At 67.8% G+C, this 18,456-nt stretch carries 15 protein-coding genes; 7 read left to right on the forward strand and 8 right to left on the reverse strand.

What is annotated here, in order from left to right; all coding sequences use genetic code 11:
* Positions 1–153 precede the first annotated feature (153 nt).
* On the reverse strand, positions 154–2,115 hold the full coding sequence (locus RUU78_RS04800) for a reprolysin-like metallopeptidase (protein ID WP_313914212.1): 1,962 nt from the start codon (positions 2,113–2,115) through the stop codon (positions 154–156).
* A gap of 234 nt (positions 2,116–2,349) precedes the next feature.
* Positions 2,350–2,793, reverse strand: coding sequence for a hypothetical protein (locus RUU78_RS04805; protein ID WP_313914214.1), 444 nt, complete (start codon positions 2,791–2,793; stop codon positions 2,350–2,352).
* A gap of 124 nt (positions 2,794–2,917) precedes the next feature.
* Between RUU78_RS04805 and RUU78_RS04810 the strand changes: the two genes are divergently transcribed.
* Both RUU78_RS04810 and RUU78_RS04815 read left to right on the forward strand, forming a co-directional pair.
* The gene (locus RUU78_RS04810; protein WP_313914217.1) at positions 2,918–4,000 is read left to right on the forward strand and encodes a PQQ-dependent sugar dehydrogenase; all 1,083 of its coding nucleotides are present in this window, start codon (positions 2,918–2,920) and stop codon (positions 3,998–4,000) included.
* Between the two features lie 86 nt (positions 4,001–4,086).
* A complete protein-coding gene (locus tag RUU78_RS04815) occupies positions 4,087–4,440 on the forward strand; it encodes a RidA family protein (RefSeq protein ID WP_313914220.1) in 354 nt (117 codons plus the stop codon).
* Positions 4,441–4,495: 55 nt separating this feature from the next.
* On the opposite strand, the gene RUU78_RS04820 is transcribed toward RUU78_RS04815, so the two are convergent.
* Both RUU78_RS04820 and RUU78_RS04825 read right to left on the reverse strand, forming a co-directional pair.
* The gene (locus RUU78_RS04820; RefSeq protein ID WP_313914222.1) at positions 4,496–6,643 is read right to left on the reverse strand and encodes a hypothetical protein; all 2,148 of its coding nucleotides are present in this window, start codon (positions 6,641–6,643) and stop codon (positions 4,496–4,498) included.
* A 153-nt stretch (positions 6,644–6,796) separates the two neighbouring features.
* Positions 6,797–8,656 carry an aspartyl protease family protein gene (locus RUU78_RS04825; protein ID WP_313914224.1) on the reverse strand — a complete coding sequence of 620 codons (1,860 nt, stop codon included), beginning with the start codon at positions 8,654–8,656 and terminating at the stop codon, positions 6,797–6,799.
* Positions 8,657–8,773: 117 nt separating this feature from the next.
* Here RUU78_RS04825 and RUU78_RS04830 point away from each other — a divergent pair, with 117 nt between their 5' ends.
* Complete coding sequence (locus RUU78_RS04830; RefSeq protein ID WP_313914226.1) at positions 8,774–9,388, forward strand: helix-turn-helix domain-containing protein; 615 nt, start codon at positions 8,774–8,776, stop codon at positions 9,386–9,388.
* A gap of 36 nt (positions 9,389–9,424) precedes the next feature.
* On the opposite strand, the gene RUU78_RS04835 is transcribed toward RUU78_RS04830, so the two are convergent.
* A complete protein-coding gene (locus RUU78_RS04835) occupies positions 9,425–10,786 on the reverse strand; it encodes a hypothetical protein (RefSeq protein ID WP_313914227.1) in 1,362 nt (453 codons plus the stop codon).
* A 218-nt stretch (positions 10,787–11,004) separates the two neighbouring features.
* On the opposite strand from RUU78_RS04835, the gene RUU78_RS04840 reads away from it, so the two are divergent.
* Complete coding sequence (locus RUU78_RS04840; RefSeq protein WP_313914229.1) at positions 11,005–11,796, forward strand: thioesterase family protein; 792 nt, start codon at positions 11,005–11,007, stop codon at positions 11,794–11,796.
* Positions 11,797–11,857: 61 nt separating this feature from the next.
* On the opposite strand, the gene RUU78_RS04845 is transcribed toward RUU78_RS04840, so the two are convergent.
* Positions 11,858–12,844 (reverse strand): TraB/GumN family protein, encoded by a 987-nt coding sequence (locus tag RUU78_RS04845; protein ID WP_313914231.1) that lies wholly within the window; start codon positions 12,842–12,844, stop codon positions 11,858–11,860.
* 163 nt (positions 12,845–13,007) lie between these two features.
* Between RUU78_RS04845 and RUU78_RS04850 the strand changes: the two genes are divergently transcribed.
* On the forward strand, positions 13,008–13,433 hold the full coding sequence (locus RUU78_RS04850; protein ID WP_313914233.1) for a GNAT family N-acetyltransferase: 426 nt from the start codon (positions 13,008–13,010) through the stop codon (positions 13,431–13,433).
* A gap of 18 nt (positions 13,434–13,451) precedes the next feature.
* Here the strand turns inward: RUU78_RS04850 and RUU78_RS04855 are convergent, their stop codons facing one another.
* On the reverse strand, positions 13,452–14,630 hold the full coding sequence (locus tag RUU78_RS04855; RefSeq protein WP_313914236.1) for a hypothetical protein: 1,179 nt from the start codon (positions 14,628–14,630) through the stop codon (positions 13,452–13,454).
* A gap of 138 nt (positions 14,631–14,768) precedes the next feature.
* On the opposite strand from RUU78_RS04855, the gene RUU78_RS04860 reads away from it, so the two are divergent.
* Positions 14,769–15,326 carry a GNAT family protein gene (locus tag RUU78_RS04860; protein WP_313914238.1) on the forward strand — a complete coding sequence of 186 codons (558 nt, stop codon included), beginning with the start codon at positions 14,769–14,771 and terminating at the stop codon, positions 15,324–15,326.
* Positions 15,327–15,359: 33 nt separating this feature from the next.
* On the opposite strand, the gene RUU78_RS04865 is transcribed toward RUU78_RS04860, so the two are convergent.
* A complete protein-coding gene (locus RUU78_RS04865) occupies positions 15,360–16,079 on the reverse strand; it encodes a UDP-2,3-diacylglucosamine diphosphatase (protein ID WP_313914240.1) in 720 nt (239 codons plus the stop codon).
* Between the two features lie 582 nt (positions 16,080–16,661).
* Between RUU78_RS04865 and RUU78_RS04870 the strand changes: the two genes are divergently transcribed.
* Positions 16,662–18,456, forward strand: a 1,795-nt coding sequence (locus tag RUU78_RS04870; RefSeq protein ID WP_313914242.1) for a sialidase family protein, incomplete at its 3' end; no start/stop codon positions are given.

Below are 18,456 nucleotides of genomic sequence, written 5' to 3' on the forward strand. Positions count from 1 at the left end.
GACGTGACAGCAACTACTGGATGCCGGAATCACCCACACGATTCCGCGATGAGCCCTTTTTTCCAGTCATACAGTGGAGAGAAGTGAGTAAACGAGTGACGCCAAAGCGCCGCGCCTAGTCGTTTCTCACTCCTCCTACCTCACTACCCGGCTTCAGGGTTCGAAACCGTTCCCGAAGATCAGATCACTCGTCGCGGTGATCGTGAAATTGGGCGCGGAGATGTTGAAGAAGATGTTGCCGACACAGGACACGCGCACGCGGGCCTGGGCAGTCGCGACGTTCGGTACCGTGATGGACGCGGTGCCAGTGTTCGCGAACGTGCCTACCGGCTGGGTGTAGGTCAGGCCGCCGTCGGTGGAGACGTCGATGCCGACCTGACTGCAGGAGATCGGTGCCGCGGTCGTGCCGGCGACATCCCAGGTCACGTTCTGCGTGCTGCCGCCGGCCCAGCTGACCGCGGTGGCTGGCGTGTTGACCTTGAACGGACCGCTGGTGACGACCGACTGCACCGTCATGTCCGCGCTGTTCGTGCTACCGAAGCCGGGCACGTTGTCGCGAACGGTCAGGCGGAAGGTCATGGTGCGGTTGGTGGTCGGCAGGATCTCGCCCGTGAGCGTGGTGCCGGCGATCAGGTTGGACAGGCGCGGCACGATGCGCGTGCCGCTCGCCGTCGGGCTCAGCGAACGGATGATGGGACCGTTGCCCGGATCCACCGTCAGGTTGTTGTTAGTCGAACCGGTGTTGTTCTGCTCCCAGTCGTAGCTCAGCGTGCCGGCGCTGGTCGTGGTCGCCGAACCGGTCAGCACGAACGGCGTGCGCGCCGGAATGATGAAGTTCGACAGCGGTGCGATGGTGGGCACGGCGCTCGGATTCGTCGTCGTCGTCGAGCAGCCCGCGCCGCCGCCGAAGGTGTAGGTGCGGATTTCGTTGAGGCTGCTCGCGGTGAAATACGGATCCGAGTTGGGCTGCAGGTCGGCCGTGCCGCAGATGCCGGCGTACGCCATGATCGTGGAACCGCTGCCCGGCTCGTACGCGGTCGGACCGTTGCGGTTGCCAGCACAGAAATCGGTCGTACTGTTGAAGGTGTGGTCACCGCCGAACTGGTGGCCGAGTTCGTGCGCCACGTAGTCGATCCAGAACGGATCGCCGGTGGGATTGCCTGAGCCGGTCGTGCCGTCGCCCTTCTGCCCGCCGATACAGATCACGCCGAGGCCGGCAACGCCGCCCGAGCCCGTGGTCAGCACATGGCCGACGTCATAGTTGGCTGAGCCGATCACCGAGTCGATATGCGCGGTGTTGATGTCGATCGCGGTGTCGTCGTTCGGATACGGGTCGTCGACCGCGTTGGGATAGACCAGCAGGTCGTTGTTCGCGACCAGCGTCATGTGGATCGCGAAATCCTTTTCATAGACCTGGTTGACGCGGTTCATCGTTGCGACGACGCCGGCCAGGCCGGTCGCCACGGTCGGCGTGCCTGGCGTCACTGCGTCAACGTACTGGTGATTGGCGGCCATCGCGATCGTGTAGTCGCGCTTGATCGTGCCGGTGGTGGTCAGCGGCAGCGGGCCGGCGCGCAGCGCGGCATCGATGTTGTTGGCAACGGGGCGCCCATGCACGCCGCACTGGAAATCCTTGCTCGCCTGGAGCTGGCCGCGCGCGAAACTCATGTACGCGTTGCCGCCGCTGCTGTCCTGCGGCTGCACGACCCAGACACCGTCGTGGGCGAAGACCATGGCCTGGAAACCCAGCGGCGACACGTCGATGCGCGCCTGGGTGCCGTCGGCCGCAACGCCGACATAGCTCCTGATCTGCGGATATTTTGCGGCCAGCGGCGGCGGCATCACGCCCGAGTCACTGAGCACGAATTCGTCGAAACCGCCCTCGGGACGCGGCACCGCCAGCGTCTCGCCGCGGCCGGCACCGTCGTGGATGAAGGCTTGCAGCGCCGAAGCGTCCAGCGCGACGGCGCGGAACTGCGCCGCCGGTGGTGCATCGGCAGCCGGTGTGCGCTGCGACGTTTCGGCCCAGAGTGCTTCAGTGGCGCTGGCGGCCATGGCCGCGTTCGCGCCGAAGGCCAGCAGCAGCGCTGCCGGCAGGAGATGTAGGTTGCGCATTACGAAAACCCCCGAATTCAAACCCAAGAAACCGCTTGCGTATCCCGTCCGAACGGCGTCGGCAAAAAGCCGTGCCAGGCGCGTCCTGCGGGAATGGGCGAGTATGGCGCGGGCTTTGCGCGAATTCGCAGTGCCGGTCGGCGGAAGGCGGTGTCGGCCGCCAGACGGAAACCGTGGCGTATGCGCATCAGAATGGCGCAGCCGCGCGGATCGACGTGCTGGCGACTGCCGCCCTCAGCGCGTGCGCAGGGCGTAGACCGCGCCGGCCAGCACGCCGCCGCCGACGAGGCAGGCCAGGCCCGCCGGCACGCGCGCCGCGAACACGAGCACGGGAATGCCGGCGAGCGCATTCGCGCTGGCCAGCGCGGCCCAGACCGCGCTGCCGCCGGCCACCAGGTACAGCGGCAATCGCGACCGGCCGCCGCGGGCGAGTGCGCCGGCGAGGGCGAAAGCCGGCAGTAGCCCGACCGCGACGACGGCCGCATACAGCGGGCCGAAACCGTAGATGTCGCGCCAGGTCGTCTGCAGGCGCACGCCCGCAGGAATGGGCAGGCCAAGCGCCTGCAATTCGGCCAGGTTGAACTGGGTCTGCGCGATCGAGCCGCACAGCGCGCAGACCACGATCGCGAGCAGGAAAGCCGTGCAGCGGCGTGTCCGGGAAGGCGGCAAACCGGCCATGGCGGCGATCTCGCGGGCGGGAGAGGTGCAGCGTAGTCGATTCGCGCCACAGCGCCACAGCGCGACAGCGACATGGGCGGCTTCTGCTAAGGTCCGGCCCTGCCTACGGCTGGAGCCAGTGCCCATGCGCATTGCTGCATTGTTGCTTTTTGTCAGCGGCGCCGCGGCGGCCGCCGACTACCGCGTCACGGCCATCGCCGACGGCCTGGACCACCCCTGGTCGCTGGCCACCCTGCCCGACGGCCGCGTGCTGGTGACCGAACGTCCCGGCCGCCTGCGCGTGATCGAGAACGGCACGCTGCGCGCCGAGCCGGTCTCCGGCGTGCCGGCCGTGCTCGCGCACGGCCAGGGCGGCCTGTTCGACGTGCTGCCCGACGCCGGTTTCGCGCAGAACCACACGCTGTACCTGTCGTTTGCCGCCGGCAGCCGCGAGGCGAACGCAACGAATGTAATCAGCGCGCGATTCGACGGCGTTGCGCTCAGCGACGTCAAGACCCTGTTCTCGGCGCGGCCGCTGAAGAAGGGCGCCGTGCACTTCGGAGCGCGCATGGCGCAGCTCGCCGACGGCAGCCTCGTGATCGGACTCGGCGACGGCTTCGCGCTGCGCGAGGAAGCGCAGAACATCAGCAGCCACCTCGGCAAACTCGTGCGCATCAACCGCGACGGCAGCGTACCGGCCGACAATCCCTTCGTCGGCCGCGCCGACGCGCTGCCCGAAATCTACAGCTTCGGCCATCGCAACGTGCAGGGCCTGCTGGTCGACCCGAGCGACGGAACGATCTACGCGCACGAACACGGCCCGCGTGGCGGCGACGAGATCAACCGTATCCGGCCGGGACGGAACTATGGCTGGCCTCTGGTCACCTACGGCCTGGACTACAGCGGTGCGGTGGTTACGCCGTATACGGAACGGCCCGGACTGGAACCGCCGCTGCTGCACTGGACGCCGTCGATCGCGCCGGCCGGCTTCGCACTCTACCGCGGCGCTGCGTTTCCGCAGTGGCGCGACAGCCTGCTGGTCAGCGCGCTGGCCGCGCGGCAGGTACGGCGCATAGCGCTGCACGGCGGTGACCCCGGCACGCAGGAAGTGCTGTTCGCCGAACTCGGCCAGCGCCTGCGCGACGTGCGCGTCGCCGCCGACGGCGGCCTGTACCTGCTGACCGATGCGAATCCCGGCGCTGTGCTGAAGATCGATCCGGTGCGCTAGCCGCGACGACGCGCCACTTATGCGCTTGCGGGCGATGCATGTGTCATCGCCTCATGACGCCCCCTCATCACCTGCAAGGAATCCCCATGATCCAGCGTTTCGACACCGGTCCACGCATGTCCGAAATGGTCGTGCACAACGGCACGATCTATCTCGCCGGACAGATCGCCGACGATGCCGCCGCGGACATCACCGGCCAGACGCAGCAGGTGCTGGACGCTATCGATGCGCTGCTCGCCCGCGCCGGCAGCGACAAGTCGCGCCTGCTGCGCGCCGAGATCTTCCTCGTCGACCTTGCTGACTTCGACGCGATGAACGCGGTCTGGCAATACTGGGTCGTGCCCGGCCACACGCCGGCGCGCGCGACCGTGCAGGCAGCACTCGCCAATCCGCAGTGGAAGGTCGAGATCGTCGTGACCGCGGCAGCAGGCCAAACCTGAGCAGGGTCCGATCGCGCCGGGGTCGAAATTGCCCTCGGCGTGATCGCGCGTCGCTTCACGGCAGCTGGAAGCCGTTCACGAAGATCGCATCTTGCAGCGAAGCCCAGACCGGCCCCTCGCTCGTGACCGTGATGCCCTGCACGCCACCATGCAGCGGCACCGGCGCGGCAGCGCCGAAGGTGACGCTGCCGCCGTTCGAGGCCATGCCTTTGAGCAGCACGACGCTGACACTGCCTTGCAGCGCATCGGTCAAGGTCAGCGTCCAGCTGCCGCCATTGTCGACGAGGTTCGTGGCCAGAGCGGCAACGCCGCTGTCGCGGCCGTGCACGACGTTGAGGAAATAGCTCTCGACACTCCCGCTGGAATCCAGTTCCAGCCGGTGCTGACCATACAGCTCCGCGCCGGCGACATCTTCGTTGACGACGCGGTAGACCGGATTGGCCGGCAGCAGCGTGATGAGTTCGGCGACCTGGTTGCCGACCGTCGCGCTGACCCGGTTCGCCACCGTCGCCGGCGCGGTCTCAAAGTGCATCAGGAATGTGCGCACCACGGCGTCCGCATTCACATGCACGGCCTGCGGATCGGGCGCGCCGCTGCCTTCGATGCTGCTGATCCAGTTGGGCGTGAAATAGAACGGCAGCTGCGAGTCGCCACTCGTGCGCATCCGGTCGAGGATCACGAGCGCGCCGAAGCGGCGCAGGAACAGGAACTCGCGCACGGCCTTGTCCGCATACGGCCAGTCGACACGGCGTCCGCCGGTATTGCGGTAGGCCTTGGAAAAATCCGTCGCGACGTAGCCGAATTCCGGATCGTGGTGCACGCGCACGACCTCGGGCAGACCGTCGGGCTGGTCGCCACGGTCAGCACCCGGCGGAATCACGATGGGCCCGCTGCCGACCCAGCGCCCGGTCGTGCGGCCCTGGAACAGCAGACCATTGTGCGCGACGTGGTGCTCGGTATCGATCTGCCCGACACCGCCGAACCCGCGCAGCGGCTTGGAATAGCCGACGCTTTCGCGCGTGATCCAGCGGCCCTTGCGCCAGAACTGGAAATTGCCCGCATCGCGGTGGCGATGCTGTACGCCGCCCGGCGTACCGAGCTGGATATGCAGCGCGCTCGCGTTCGCGTCGAACGCGCTGCGCGCGTAGAACACCGCCGCGCCGGGCGCGAAATAGTCCAGCGGCAAGGCGTTCAGGTCGGCGGGCTGACCAGCTCCGCCCAGCGCATCGAACATCCAGCTGCGCCCCGCGTTGGTCGCCGCGAGCCAGGCGCGCATGTGGCGCGCGTTGCCGCTGGCCGCGTTGCGCTGTCCGAAATAGCGCGCGGCGTCGCCGTAGTAGGTGCGTACATTGATCGGACTGCCTTCGAAGAACGTCGCGTCGTCGTTGAACGGGAACAGCACGTTGCCGGCGGGAGGGACGCCGGTGATGCTGGTTGGCCCGGGCGTGGTGCCGTAGATCAGCGCGTACTGCGCTTCCTGGAAATACGGGGTCTGCGCATAGGGATCGAAGCCGAAATCCGCCGCGCTCTGGAACGGCACGATCGGATACGACAGCGTGACCGAGCCATAGTCCGCGCCTTCGGGAAACACGCCGCCGTAGCCGAAGTCCTGGTACCAGGAAGGGAACCAGTCGCCGAGCCGCGTCTCCAGCGCGTTGTCGATGAATTCCTGCGCGCGCGGATTTTCGCCGACGCTCGCGATGCCCCAGAGCAGGTTGTTGCGCACGCGGCCCCAGAAATAGTTGTTCGCTTCGGAGCCTTCATTGGCGAAGTCGTCGCCGTTGTCGCGGTCCATGTAGCCGTTCCAGCGCGCGACCAGCGTAGTGATCTGCGTGGGCGACAGGCGCTGATGACACCAGTCGTAGATCAGCAGCAGCGCCTCGCCCTGCTGGCGCGTGGCGTCGCGGAAACCACCGATGCCGGCCGGCGCTTCCCAGGTGCTCAGATAGGCCACGGCCTGGTCGCAGTCGGTCGTGCTGTTCGTGAGCAGGCCGCGCAGCGCGCGGCCGAACGCCAGCGTGGTCGGTTCGCCGGCTGGCGTGAACGGCGTCGAGGCGAAGTGCGCGCGCGCCTGGCTCAGGCGCGCGGCGTTTCCGTACCAGTTGCGCGGATGGCCGACGGGAATGTCGAGGCTGACGGCGTGCGCCAGCAGCGGTGCGCCGGCCAGCAGCGCGACGACGACGCGGAACAGGTAGGAAGACATGGCGGGTCCCTGGGCAGGTGGGGCGTAGGGTATCGGACGCCTTCCTGCACAACGGTGGCCGGCGTCGCGTTACGCCACGCCGGCCACGCCGCCGGTCTGCCGGCCTGCCGCGCCGTTGCCGGCGGCACCATGCCGTTACCCGGCTAAACGCCGTTAGCCGGTTTTGCCTTTCAGCGGAATCAGGTCCTTGAGCACGAGTGTCGCCATCTGCGGCTTGCCGTCGCGCTCATAGCCCACCTCGATCGCCGTGCCGGCCGCTTCGGTCGACAGGAGATCGCGCCACTGCGACAGCGTGCGTGCACCGGTCGGCTCCGTGCCGATGCGCACGATGCGATCACCGGCCTTCAGTCCGGCCGCTGCCGCGGGCGCATCGGAGACGACTTCATGGACCTTGATCGCATCGCCATCGCGCAGCAACGCCATGCCGCTGCGGTCGTTGCGGAACGGCTCGCCATAGCGCGCGTTCGGCGCGAGATACATGCGCTTGCCGGCGTAGTCGAACGCGACGGTGAAGCGGCCGAGCACGCGGCCGCCGAGATTCGCGTCGACGTCAGGCGAGGCGAACGCTCCCTTGTCGCCGGTGTACAGGCTCGCGGCGACGTCCGGCAGCGCGAAGCCGCCCAGTTCCAGCTCGCCCAGACGCACCGGCCAGGCACGCATCGGCCCGCCCACGCCCCACCCGGAAATCTGCTCGAAACGCGCATCGTAGCGGCGCTTGAGGTCGTGCTGCCGCACGAACGGCGAATGCAGGTCGAGCGCCGCGCCCGAACCGGTATCGACCGCGATGCGCGCGGTACGGCCGTCGATACGGGCCTGCACGATCGGAATGCGCTCGGCCAGCGTGAACGGTACGGGCGTTGCGCCGGCCGGGGGCGTGAACGCGTCAGGCCGCGCCAGCACGAGTTCCTGCCCGACGTAGTCGATCGTCACGCCGAAACGCTGGAACAGCTCGTAGCCGATCACGCCGTCGAAGTCCTCGCCTTCGACGTTGGGCAGCTGGCCGAAATCGACGACGTAAAACAGCGGCTGGTCGAACGCAACACCGCCGAGGCGCAACGATGTCGCCCGCGTCAGCGCGACATCGGCGCGCTGTTCGCCGGTGCCGCGTGCGCTGAGCTGGCCTTCGGTCTTGAGCTTCAGCCGTGCCACCGCCGCCGGCAGCAGAATGTTGACGCCGCCGGTGTCGACGAGCATCCGCACCGGCTGGCCGTCGACCTGCGCCTGCACATGGATATGGTCGCGCACGAGCCGGAACGGGATGCGCGTGAGGCCCGACGCGTCAGCTATGCGCGCGCCGCCGCTCAGGGCGGGCACGGCAAACTCGGCGTCGGCGATCGCACCCTTCGTGGTCAGGCTCGCATACAGGATCTCGACGCGGTTGGACACGTCCGCACCACGGTCGGTGATCTGGCGGAACGGCAGGCGCAGGCCCTCGACCTCGCGCCAGTCGTCCAGCGCGATGACGGTACGGTCCTGCGCGGCCAGGCCGGTCACGTAGCGCTCGATCAGACCGCTGTCGGCGTTGAACCAGAGTTCGACCGCGTCGCCGCCATCCGGCGTGGCGGTGACGACGGCATAGCGCCGTCCGTTCTCTTCGCGCGCCTGCGGCGCGGCATAGACCGCCGCCCCGCGCTGCGGAAACCAGAACGCACGCGCGCTGAGCCAGGCCGCAGTGCGCGCCTGGCGCTGCGCCTCGGGTGCGTCGAGACGGGCTACCTCGCCGCCAGGATCCTGGTTCCAGGACACGCTGCCGTCATAGCCGCTCGCGCCCTTGAACAGGCCAAGGCTGTAGCGCGCGACGCTGCGGCCCGTGGCCAGGTCCTCGCGCGTTTCCACCGGCCCGCCGAGCCCGGCGGCCTTCATCTGGCCCTGGCCCGAAAGGCTCGTGGCCGTATTCCAGTTTTCGCCGCCGCTGGCCGCCTTGGCCCGGGCCAGCAAGGCCGCGGCGTCGGGCGCGGCACTCGCGACGCTTGACAACGCCAGCAGCAACAGCGATAGCGCACGTACAAACATGACTTTCTCCCGTTTTGATCTGCTACGCGCCCGCCGGCGCTTGCAGTCCGGCAGATCGTGGCTGATCATCCGGTCATTGAATATTCAATCAGTATTTCAACGAAGGCAACCCAACCGATGGCACAGCCCCGCAAGCCCCGCCCCGCCACTGCCAATCGCGCGGTCGAGAAGCCGCGTCAGATCGCCTTGCTCGCCGCGCCGGCGCGGCAGGAACTCGTCGATACGCTGGAAGCGCTCGGCGGCGAAGCCTCGGTCGCGACGCTCGCCGCGCAGCTCGGCCGTCCCGCCGACGGCCTGTACTACCACCTGCGTCTGCTCGTCGGTGGCGGTCTGCTCGAGGAGCTGCCCGACGAGGGCGAGGGCCGCCGCTACCGCACGCGCGTGGACAAGGGCTCGCGTCTGCAACTGCGCTACCGCGGCGGTCGCAACGCCGGCGCGGCGGCGGTGGACAAGGTCGGCGCGAGCATGATGCGCATCGCCGCACGCGATTTTTCCGCCGCGCTCAAGCGAAGCGACGTGGCGACGGAAGGCGCGGAACGCGAAGTCTGGGCCTCGCGCAGCAAGGGCTGGGTCGACCGGCGCGACCTCGCCGAGATCAACCGCCTGCTCACCCGCGCGCTCGAACTGCTGCACAAGCCGCGCAGCGCGACGCGCGACAAGCTGATTGCGCTGGCCTGGATACTCGCGCCGCTGCCGGTCAGGCCGAGCCGGCGCGGGCAGGCCGACGACTGACGCCGGCCGGGCTTGCCATCGCAGCGGTCAACCGGATCACTGGAACCCGTTCGCGAAGATGCCGTCGGTCGCAAGTTCCAGCGCGCCGATGTCGACGAGGCCGTCGGCCGGACGCGACAGCGCGGCGCCGACCGCGGCAACCCCACGCTGCGGCACGAACGCTGGCGGAAACAGCGGCCCGGGAAAGGCAAATGCGGGATTGCCGGCCGGCGCATTGTTGCCGGCGTTGCGCAGCGGACTGCCGGCGGTCGGACGCAGGTCGTAGCTTGCGGCATTGGCGAATCCGGGATTCGTGCCGGTCAAGGTTCCGGCCCACTCACCGACGCCAGGCACGAAGCTCGCCGTGCTCTCGATCCAGTTGTTGCTGCCGCGGATCTGCCTCCCGTCGGTCCAGACCAGTTCGGCGTCGACCGCGCGGATGATGCGCGGCACGCCGCCGGCGGTCACGTCGATGACGTTGTTGTGCATTTCCACGGACTGCATTTCCTGGAAAATGCGGAACACCGTGGTGTCCTGGCCCGACGTGAGCAGGAAGGTGTTGTTCACGAAGCGCGCGCGGCCCTTGCTGACGCCGGAACCATCGCCGCCGATGCGCACGACCGCGCCGAACGCGGGATTGCTGTGCACGATGACGTTGCCGACCACATCCTGGTCTTCGCGCACGAGGTCGCGGGTCCAGCCGTCCTGCTGCGTGACTTCGTCCGGACCGATCAGCTCGAGCTCGTGATAGGCCGCGCCCTGGAACCAGTTGTAGTGCACCTCGGCACGCTCGTGCCGGCACTTGAGCAGGTTGCCGCCGTTGCTGTCGTGGATGTAGTTGTAGCGCATGCGGAACACCGAACCGGGCCAGGCGATCTCGTCGCTCTGGATATACAGCGCATGCTGCGAGGTGCCAGCGCCGGCGTCGTAGACCTCCGAGTATTCCAGCGTGAATGAGCCGGAGAACTGGTCCGTACCGAGGATGCCGTGTCCGGCGCAGTCGTGGATCACGCTGTCGCGCACGGTGACGTCGTGCGCACCCTGCAGGATGCAGCGGGAACTGCCGCCGGTGACCTCGAAGCCTTCGAACACGACGTAGTTCGACTGGCGGAATTCCACCGTATTGGTGCTGCCGTCGATGCGCGGGCGCTGGCCGTTGACGCGGATGCCGCGGATCACGACCGGATTGCCGCTGCTGCCGCCGTCGGCCGCGGGCACGATGACGCCGCCGGGATACGTGACATTGCCGTCCACCTCGACGATGTCGCCGCCGCCGAGATTCACCGCTGCGAACAGCTGGTTGAGCGTCGTATGCGTGCGCGTCGGACCGACCTGATAGGTCGCGGCGAACGCGGGTGCGGCTGCGAACAGCGGCAGCACTGCCAGCAGCAGCGATGGCAACGGCGGGTAACGGCGCATGGCGCACTCCGAAGGGATGTGGCGTGGAAGACGGTGTGATTCGGGCTTCGCAGGCTGCCTGCGCGTTGCGGCCCGAACCGTGAAACCCGTGGCGAAGCGCAAACCGAACAGGGCCAATGGTGGATTGCGCCGGACCTGCGGCCGGTGGCGAATCCTGCACCGGTTGCGGCCGGCGCGATGCACTACGCTCGACCGATCGCCCTGCCGGAGCACGCCCCATGAAACTGTCCGAACTGATTTCCAGCGCCGTGCGCGACGGGGAAAGTCTGCAGGTCACGGTCGGCGACGACTGGCTGCAGGGCCGCAGCGTGTTCGGCGGCCTGCAGGCCGCGATCGCGGTCGCGGCCATGCGCTCGCAGCTGCCGGCCGGACTGCCGTTGCGCACGCTGCAGATGACCTTCATTGCGCCGGTGCCGGCCGGGCCGGTGCGCGCGGTCGCGCAAGTCCTGCGTAGCGGTAAGAGTGCGGTGCACGTACAGGCGCGGCTGGAGGACGAAAGCGGCGGTCTGCTCGCACTCGTGATCGGCGTGTTCGGCACGGGCCGTGCGTCACGTGTGGTCCATGCGCCGGTGCTCGCTGCGCAAGTGGGGGAGGCCGCGCCGACGCCACTGCCCTTCCTGCCCGGCGTCACACCGAATTTCATGCAGCACTTCGCCGTGACCCTGCGCGACGGCGCGCTGCCGTTCGCGGACAGGCCCGTTACCGTAAACCGCTTCGAGGTCGGCGTCCGCGACGACGGCGGCACGAGCGAATGGCATCTGCTCTCGATTGCCGACTTCGTGCCACCGGTCGCGCTGTCATGGATGGACGGCGTCTCGCCGGGCAGCTCGCTGACGTGGATGCTGGAATTGCTGGTCGAGGACTACGCGTCGCAGCCGCTGGCCGGCTGGCGCGTCGACGCGGAACTCGTCGCCGCGCGCGACGGCTATACCAGCCAGTCGACCTGGATCGTCGCTCCCGACGGCACGCCGGTCGCGCTGAGCCGGCAGAGCATGGTGGTGTTTGCTTGAGCCGGGAATCGGGAATCGGGAATCGTAGGAGCGACAACGCGCGAGAAGGGTGAGGACGCCGCTACTGCGGCGCCTCGACCACATAGCCGCGCTGCCGCAGCGCATCGAGATAACCGTCCTCTGCGAGCATCTGGCCGATGGGCAGCACCGCCAGCGACACGGCGTTGTCGCGCAGCGTGTCGTCTGCTGCGGCCAGCCAGGCCGCGGCGACGCGTTCGCGCAGGTCGCCCATGCCGGTCTCCTGCACGATGCTGTTGCGCAGCATGGCATCGCGGCAGGCCTGGTTCTGGTCGACGAAGGGCAACGCACGCAACGCCTCGAGATCCCCGACGGCCCAGGCATTGGCGCGCAGCTGCATCGCAGGCAGGTCGGTTTCGAGCCGGTCGACGGTCTTGCGCAGGCAGTCCACGTCGTCGAGGCTGGACTTCGCGAACGCGCGCAGCGCGTCGCGCGGTTCGGCCAGCTTGAGCTTGACCACCGGCCGCTCGATCGCGACATCGTGCTTCTTCGCGAGTTTCTCCACCGTGTCGCCGACCTTGCCGTCGATGCGCAGACCGACCTGTTCGACCGCCTGCTCGTAGAGTTCCTGCGCGGCGAAGATTGGGCGGCGCTTTTCAACCGCATTGCCGCGGCCTATGTACTTGCGCTTCAGCGGCTGCCAGCGCGCGTAAAGATCAGCCGGAATCACATCGACCAGGGTCTGCTTGTCGGGATTGTTGCGCGCCTTGAGCAGGCTGGGCAGCAGGAACAGGCCGCCGAGCGCGCCGCCGTCCACGCTGAACGAGACTTGCGGCTGCAACAGCACGCGCTGTGCCTGGCCGACGATCTGCTCCACTTCCCGCGAGACCCATTCCACGCGCCGCGGCAGCGGCGTGAGTGTGCCGAGGATCCACAGCACATGATCGTCTTTGGAGATTTTCCACAAACCCGGGCCAGGCTGCTCGCCGCTGACCACTACCGTCTCGAGCACGGCAACCGGTTCGGGAGGATCGGCGAGGACGGCACCCGCCGTCGGGTACAGGAGGCAGGCAAGCAGGATCGCGCGCATGGGACGCCTTGAACATGAGAGGAAAGGAATCGGCTGCGAGACAGCCGGCGCGGCACAGTAGGCGAATGTGAATGAACGCGAGGCATCCGGCTCGGGTGTGGCGCAATAGCCGGTTTGCGGCAAGATCCCCCTCCCGCACGACTGGCTGCAGGACACGCACGAGATGATCGAGATCCGCCAGGCCCGTGCCGGGGACGCCGCCGCACTGGCGCTGCTGCTCGGCGAGCTGGGTTATCCGGCCGATGCGACGCAGGCGGCATCGCGCCTGGCGCGCGTCGCGGCGGATCCGCAGGCCGTCGCGCTGGTCGCCTGCACCGCATCCGGTGTCCGCGGCCTGGCCACGGTGCACGCGCATCACGCGCTCAATCGCGACGAAGCCGCGGTGCAGCTGACCCTGCTCGTGGTCGCAAGCGGCGCGCGCGGGACAGGGGCGGGACGATGCCTCGTTGCCGCGGCCGAGGACTGGGCGCGGCAGCGCGGCGCGACGCGCCTGGTCGTGACCACGGCCGTGCATCGCAGCGGTGCGCACGCATTCTACGAACGGCTCGGCTATGCACTGACCGGACGACGCTACGCACGGCCGCTGTAGCGCGGCAATGCCCGCACCTCAGGCGATGTGCGTCGCGAAGCTCGCGATGTCGCCGTCCCAGACGCCGAAATAACTGCGACTGCGCCGCTCCACGGTGTGGTCGGGGCCGCGCGGCAGCATGCGCAGCGCACGCTTGCCTTCGAGCCACAGTGACACCGTATTGATCACGCGCGTGTCGCGGCAGACCCGGCCGTGATCGAGCGCGCCGGCGAAACCGGCAAGGGTCACGCCGGGTATGGCAGAGCTGCGCAGGTGCACGCGGCCGTCGCCGAGATCGTCCTTGCGCGCGCCAGCGAAATCGAACCAGTTCGGATTGCTGGTGTTCGCACGCTGCACGGTGAACTGGTGCGGCGTCGGAATGCCGGTGCCCTGCAGGATCAGAATGTTCTCGGCGTTCGCCGCGAGCGCCGCATCATCGAGCATGCTCGCCGGACTGCTGCCGCCGCGGCGCGAAGCGCCGCGCAAGAACGCTTCCGCATCAGCGACGAAGCGCGCGTCGAAGCCGCCGCTACCGTCACGCACGTTCGCCTGCCAGTTCGCCGCATCAAACAGGTCGACGTTGTTGCCCTGCTCGTCGACGCAGCAGTCGGTGAAGTGCGGAGTCATCTGGTAGACCGACGGAAAGCTGCGCGCGATCTTGCGGTAGTCCTCGTCGGTGCCGAACCAGCCGTCGCGCTCACCGGCGATGAGCATCTGTGTCGCGGCGACGGAGCCGCGGAACGGCGGCGCGATGAAGACGATGCGCCCCAGGTCGGCGAACGGATCCTTGCCCCCGCGCAGTGCGAGCAGGGAGCGCAGCACGAGCCCACCCATGCTGTGGGTCACGAAATTCAGCGCGGTCGGGCGTTTGAGTCGAGCCTGGCGCCCGCGCAGCTCGTCGCAGAATTCGGCAAGCTTCTGCGCCGCGTGCTCGATCGGGCGGCGCCAGTCGTAGGTGAAAACGTGCAGCGATTCGTTCGGCTTCCACGCGCGCAGCTTGCCGACCATCTCGCCGTAGGCGTAGCGGATAGGCCGCGACGGCAGCATGCGGTGGCCGTCGTTGGCCTCGTAGCGACCGTCGATCAGGGCGAAGTCCAGCGGGTTCTCGAACGCGTCGCCGAACACCATGTCCTCCAGACTCCAGCGCACCGGCCAGTCCAGCGGATAGCTGTCGGCGAGTTCGCTGCCCTTGATGCCCGGAATCAGAATGGTGGCCATGCCGTGCGTCCTGCGAATCGTCGAGTGCACCGGACTGTAGCAGGCCGGGATCGCAGGGATTGCGCCAGCGCTGGCAAGCCCGGCGCTCGAGCGGGCATCATCCGTGCCCCGCAGTCCATGGCTCTTGAGGAAGCTTCCATGAGCGACAGCCTGAGTGCCGTACCCGTGCTCGACACGGCGCGTCTGCGCCTGCGCACCGTGCGGCGCAGCGATCTCGAACAGATCTACCTGCTGCATTCCGACTCGCGCGCGATGCGCTACTGGAGTTTCCCGACCTGGAGCGAGAAACAACAGGCACTGGACTGGTTCGAACAGCGCTCCCGCATAGGCGAGCGCGAGGAAGTCTGGCCCTGGGCGATCACGCTCGCCGGCGCGGACGAACTGATCGGCCTCGTCACGCTGTTCGCGATCAACCGCGGACAGCAGCGCGCCGAGACCGGCTATCAGCTGCACCCGTCGCAGTGGGGCCAGGGCTATGCGCAGGAAGCGCTGCGTGCGGCGCTGGCCTACGGCTTCGACGCACTGGACCTGCGCCGCGTCGAAGCGGACATCGACCCGCGCAATGAGCCGTCCTGCCGTCTGGTCCAGCGCATCGGCTTCCAGCGCGAAGGCTATCTGCGCGAACGCTGGCTGGTGAACGGCGAGATCACCGACACGGCGCTGTACGGCCTGCTCAAGCGCGATTTCGCCCGCTAGCTGGCGTCTGTCCCGCTGCTACGCGACGGCGCGTCAGCGCAAGCGCGCGAGTTCGATGGCGCTGCCGTCGATGCGCAGCACACTGCCCTGTTCGTACCAGTCGCCGAGCACGATGCGTTCGGCGACGCGATCACCGAGGTCGACGCGGTGGCGCGCCGGGCGGTGCGTATGCCCGTGGATCAGACGCTGCGCGCCGCCGATGCGCAGCGCGTCATGCACGGCCGTGTCGGTCACGTCCATGATCTGTGCCATCGCGCTGCCGGTATGCAGCCGGCTCTGCGCGCGCGCCTGCGCGGCAAACGCGCGGCGCTGTTCCAGCGGCTGCGCGAGAAAGGCCTGCTGCCAGGCCGGATCGCGCACCTGCGCGCGGAATTTCTGATAGGCCACATCATCGGTGCACAAGGTGTCGCCGTGCATGAGCAGCGTGGGAACGCCGGCGAGGTCGATGCGTGCGGGATCGTCGAGCAGCGTCACTCCGCTGCGCTGCGCGAAGCGCGGACCGACGAGGAAATCGCGGTTGCCGGCCATGAAATACGTGGCGACACCGCTGCGCGACAGTTCGGCCAGCGCGCCCTGCACCCGCTGCGCGAGCGGCGCATCGTCATCGTCGCCGATCCAGCTCTCGAACAGGTCGCCGAGGATGTACAGCGCCTGGGCCTCGCGCGCCTCGCCACCCAGGAACTGCTCGAACAGCTCGGTGATGTAAGGCCGCTCGTCGTCCAGATGCAGGTCTGAGATGAACAGGGTTGTCATGCGGCCGACGATAGCCCAGGCGCAGCAGTGCTGAGAAGGCTGTGGTGTTGACGGTGATGTCGCCGGCAAACGCCGGCGTGGCCAGGGTGCAGAGCAGCTAGGGTCAGACACGAGCGGGAGCGGAAAACGACGGAGCGGGACACGGTAGCGGTTCCACTATGTTGCACTGCACACGCGCCAATCGCGCCGCAGAAGAACTCCGGGACAGCCAGGCGCTGGTGAACCGAGCGCGGCATTTCAACGGTTTGCTGCACCCGCCGGCAGCCGCGACGTGCTGGAGCCGCGTACCGGCTATTGGTGCGGACGCACAATTCCGCCTTGCGGAACATGCAAATCCATCTGTGGACGGATACCCAATCATCCTGTAAACGGTTGACGGCTGACATAACGGGGGTTGTTCAGCCGCGGCAAGCGAGTCCCGGGACCGCCATCGGTCCGGGCAGTGGGCCGTACGGGTCGCGAGCTCTTCGGCGTGACAACGGGTGCGCGGCGACCATCGCCCGCGCCGTCCGCCGATCCGTTCGCGACGGGGGCGCCAGGCATCTCGCCTGGTGCATTCGTGGATGAATGGGAGGGTTGTAAATGAACAAGTCGAAAATCGGCCGGCTGCCGCTGCTGCTCGCCGCGGCACTGGGTTGCAGTGTGGGTACCGCGCTGCACGCCGAAGAAGAAACCAACGCCGGCCGCGCGGTCGTTTTCACCATCGACGCAACCAGGGGCGTCGACAAGCGCGTCGACTACGCCGCATTGCAGCTGCTGGGCCCGTGGGACGACCGCAACTACGCGCTCACCGCGGAAGATCTGGCGCTTCTGTCCAAAAATGAACACGAAACGATCGTCGCGATCCCGGCGTTCTACCGCGTCGAGATGCGCAAGGCGAACAAGGAGCTGCCGACCTTCGGTCCGGTGCAGTACCCGCGCAGCGCGACGAACGGCTACCTGGCGAAGTACCAGGGCTATCGCATCAACGGCGTCACCTACCGGGCGATCACGTCCGATTCGGCGGGCCGCTTCCAGGTCCACGAATCTGCGCCGGCCGACGAGGGCGCGCGCGGCAGCATCTTCCAGAATTTCCTCGGCGGCGAGAAACGCATCACGATGCCTGCAGGCGCCGCCGAATCGGCCGTGGCGATCAACCCGGTCAACACCAATTTCGTGATCGCCGGTACCAACGGCCCGGGCAGCGGCCAGAAGATGTGGCGCTCGACCGACGGCGGCGTGAGCTGGGGCAGCGCGATATCGCTGGCCGACACCTGCTGCGACCCGGCCGTGGGCTGGTCACCCGACGGTACCGTCGGCTACGCCAGCGCGCTGTCGACGGTGGTCGGCGGAGGCACCAATGTGTACTTCTACCGTTCCACCGACAACGGTGCGAGCTGGACGCGCAGCGCCACCCTGTCCAACCAGAACACCTCGGACAAGGAATACCTGCACGTCGACATGCATGCAACGTCGCCGCACAAGGGCAATGTCTACGTCGCCTGGCACGACAACAACATTCAGAAGATCTCGCGCTCCACCGACGGCGGCCTGACGTTCAGCGCGGCCCTGACCCTCGACAGCGCCAATCGCGGCATCGGCAGCGACATCACGTCCGACACTGCCGGCAATGTGTATTTCTTCTATCCGGCGGTTTCCGGCGGCAGCCTCGGGAAGGCCATCCGCATGTCGAAGTCGACCAACGGTGGCGTCAGCTACGCGGCGGCGACGACGGTCAGCACGACCAATGCCGATTTCGACTTCCCGATCCCGGCGATGGAAACGCGCCGCGCGTTCACCTACGTCTCGGTCGACACGGATCGCTCCGGCGGCAGCTTCAACAACAGTCTCTACGTCTCCTGGACCGACACCTCCACGACGGAGAACAACACCAGCGCGACGGCGAACCACGCCATCATCCGTGTTGCGCGCTCGCGTGACGGTGGTGCGACCTGGCAGATCTCCTCGCCGCATTCGAGCACCGACGTCAGCACGGTCGACCGCTTCAACCAGTGGCTGTCGGTAGACCGCAACGGCCGTGTGTTCGTCATGTACTACGACACCCGCCATTCGACCAACCGCACCGGCACCGATCTGTACTACGCCGTCTCCACCGACGGCGGCGTCACCTGGGGCACCGCGACGCGACTGACGACGGTCACGTCGAGGAATCTCACGGATGGCTTCGAATGGGGCGACTACAACGGCATGGATGTGGTCATGAGCGAAATCATGGCCATCTATACCGACAATCGCGACGAATCCGGCGGCACGGCACAGTCGCAGGACGTCTACGGCATCGGCGGCTTCGCCGGCCCGGCCGGCAACGCCCCGCCGGTGGCAAACTTCAGCAGCAGCACGAGCGGCCTCACGGCCACGTTCACCGACACCTCCACCG

Origin of the sequence: Tahibacter sp. (assembly GCF_032229445.1) — a bacterium.
Lineage (GTDB): Bacteria > Pseudomonadota > Gammaproteobacteria > Xanthomonadales > Rhodanobacteraceae > Tahibacter.

Bases quoted from the DNA above. Each gene is read 5' to 3' on its own strand.
- RUU78_RS04860 (WP_313914238.1), top strand. From the start codon at position 14,769: ATGAGCGACAGCCTGAGTGCCGTACCCGTGCTCGACACGGCGCGTCTG.
- RUU78_RS04825 (WP_313914224.1), bottom strand. From the start codon at position 8,656: ATGTTTGTACGTGCGCTATCGCTGTTGCTGCTGGCGTTGTCAAGCGTC.
- RUU78_RS04815 (WP_313914220.1), top strand. From the start codon at position 4,087: ATGATCCAGCGTTTCGACACCGGTCCACGCATGTCCGAAATGGTCGTG.
- RUU78_RS04835 (WP_313914227.1), bottom strand. From the start codon at position 10,786: ATGCGCCGTTACCCGCCGTTGCCATCGCTGCTGCTGGCAGTGCTGCCG.
- RUU78_RS04855 (WP_313914236.1), bottom strand. From the start codon at position 14,630: ATGGCCACCATTCTGATTCCGGGCATCAAGGGCAGCGAACTCGCCGAC.
- RUU78_RS04865 (WP_313914240.1), bottom strand. From the start codon at position 16,079: ATGACAACCCTGTTCATCTCAGACCTGCATCTGGACGACGAGCGGCCT.
- RUU78_RS04805 (WP_313914214.1), bottom strand. From the start codon at position 2,793: ATGGCCGGTTTGCCGCCTTCCCGGACACGCCGCTGCACGGCTTTCCTG.
- RUU78_RS04800 (WP_313914212.1), bottom strand. From the start codon at position 2,115: ATGCGCAACCTACATCTCCTGCCGGCAGCGCTGCTGCTGGCCTTCGGC.
- RUU78_RS04810 (WP_313914217.1), top strand. From the start codon at position 2,918: ATGCGCATTGCTGCATTGTTGCTTTTTGTCAGCGGCGCCGCGGCGGCC.
- RUU78_RS04850 (WP_313914233.1), top strand. From the start codon at position 13,008: ATGATCGAGATCCGCCAGGCCCGTGCCGGGGACGCCGCCGCACTGGCG.
- RUU78_RS04840 (WP_313914229.1), top strand. From the start codon at position 11,005: ATGAAACTGTCCGAACTGATTTCCAGCGCCGTGCGCGACGGGGAAAGT.
- RUU78_RS04845 (WP_313914231.1), bottom strand. From the start codon at position 12,844: ATGCGCGCGATCCTGCTTGCCTGCCTCCTGTACCCGACGGCGGGTGCC.
- RUU78_RS04820 (WP_313914222.1), bottom strand. From the start codon at position 6,643: ATGTCTTCCTACCTGTTCCGCGTCGTCGTCGCGCTGCTGGCCGGCGCA.
- RUU78_RS04830 (WP_313914226.1), top strand. From the start codon at position 8,774: ATGGCACAGCCCCGCAAGCCCCGCCCCGCCACTGCCAATCGCGCGGTC.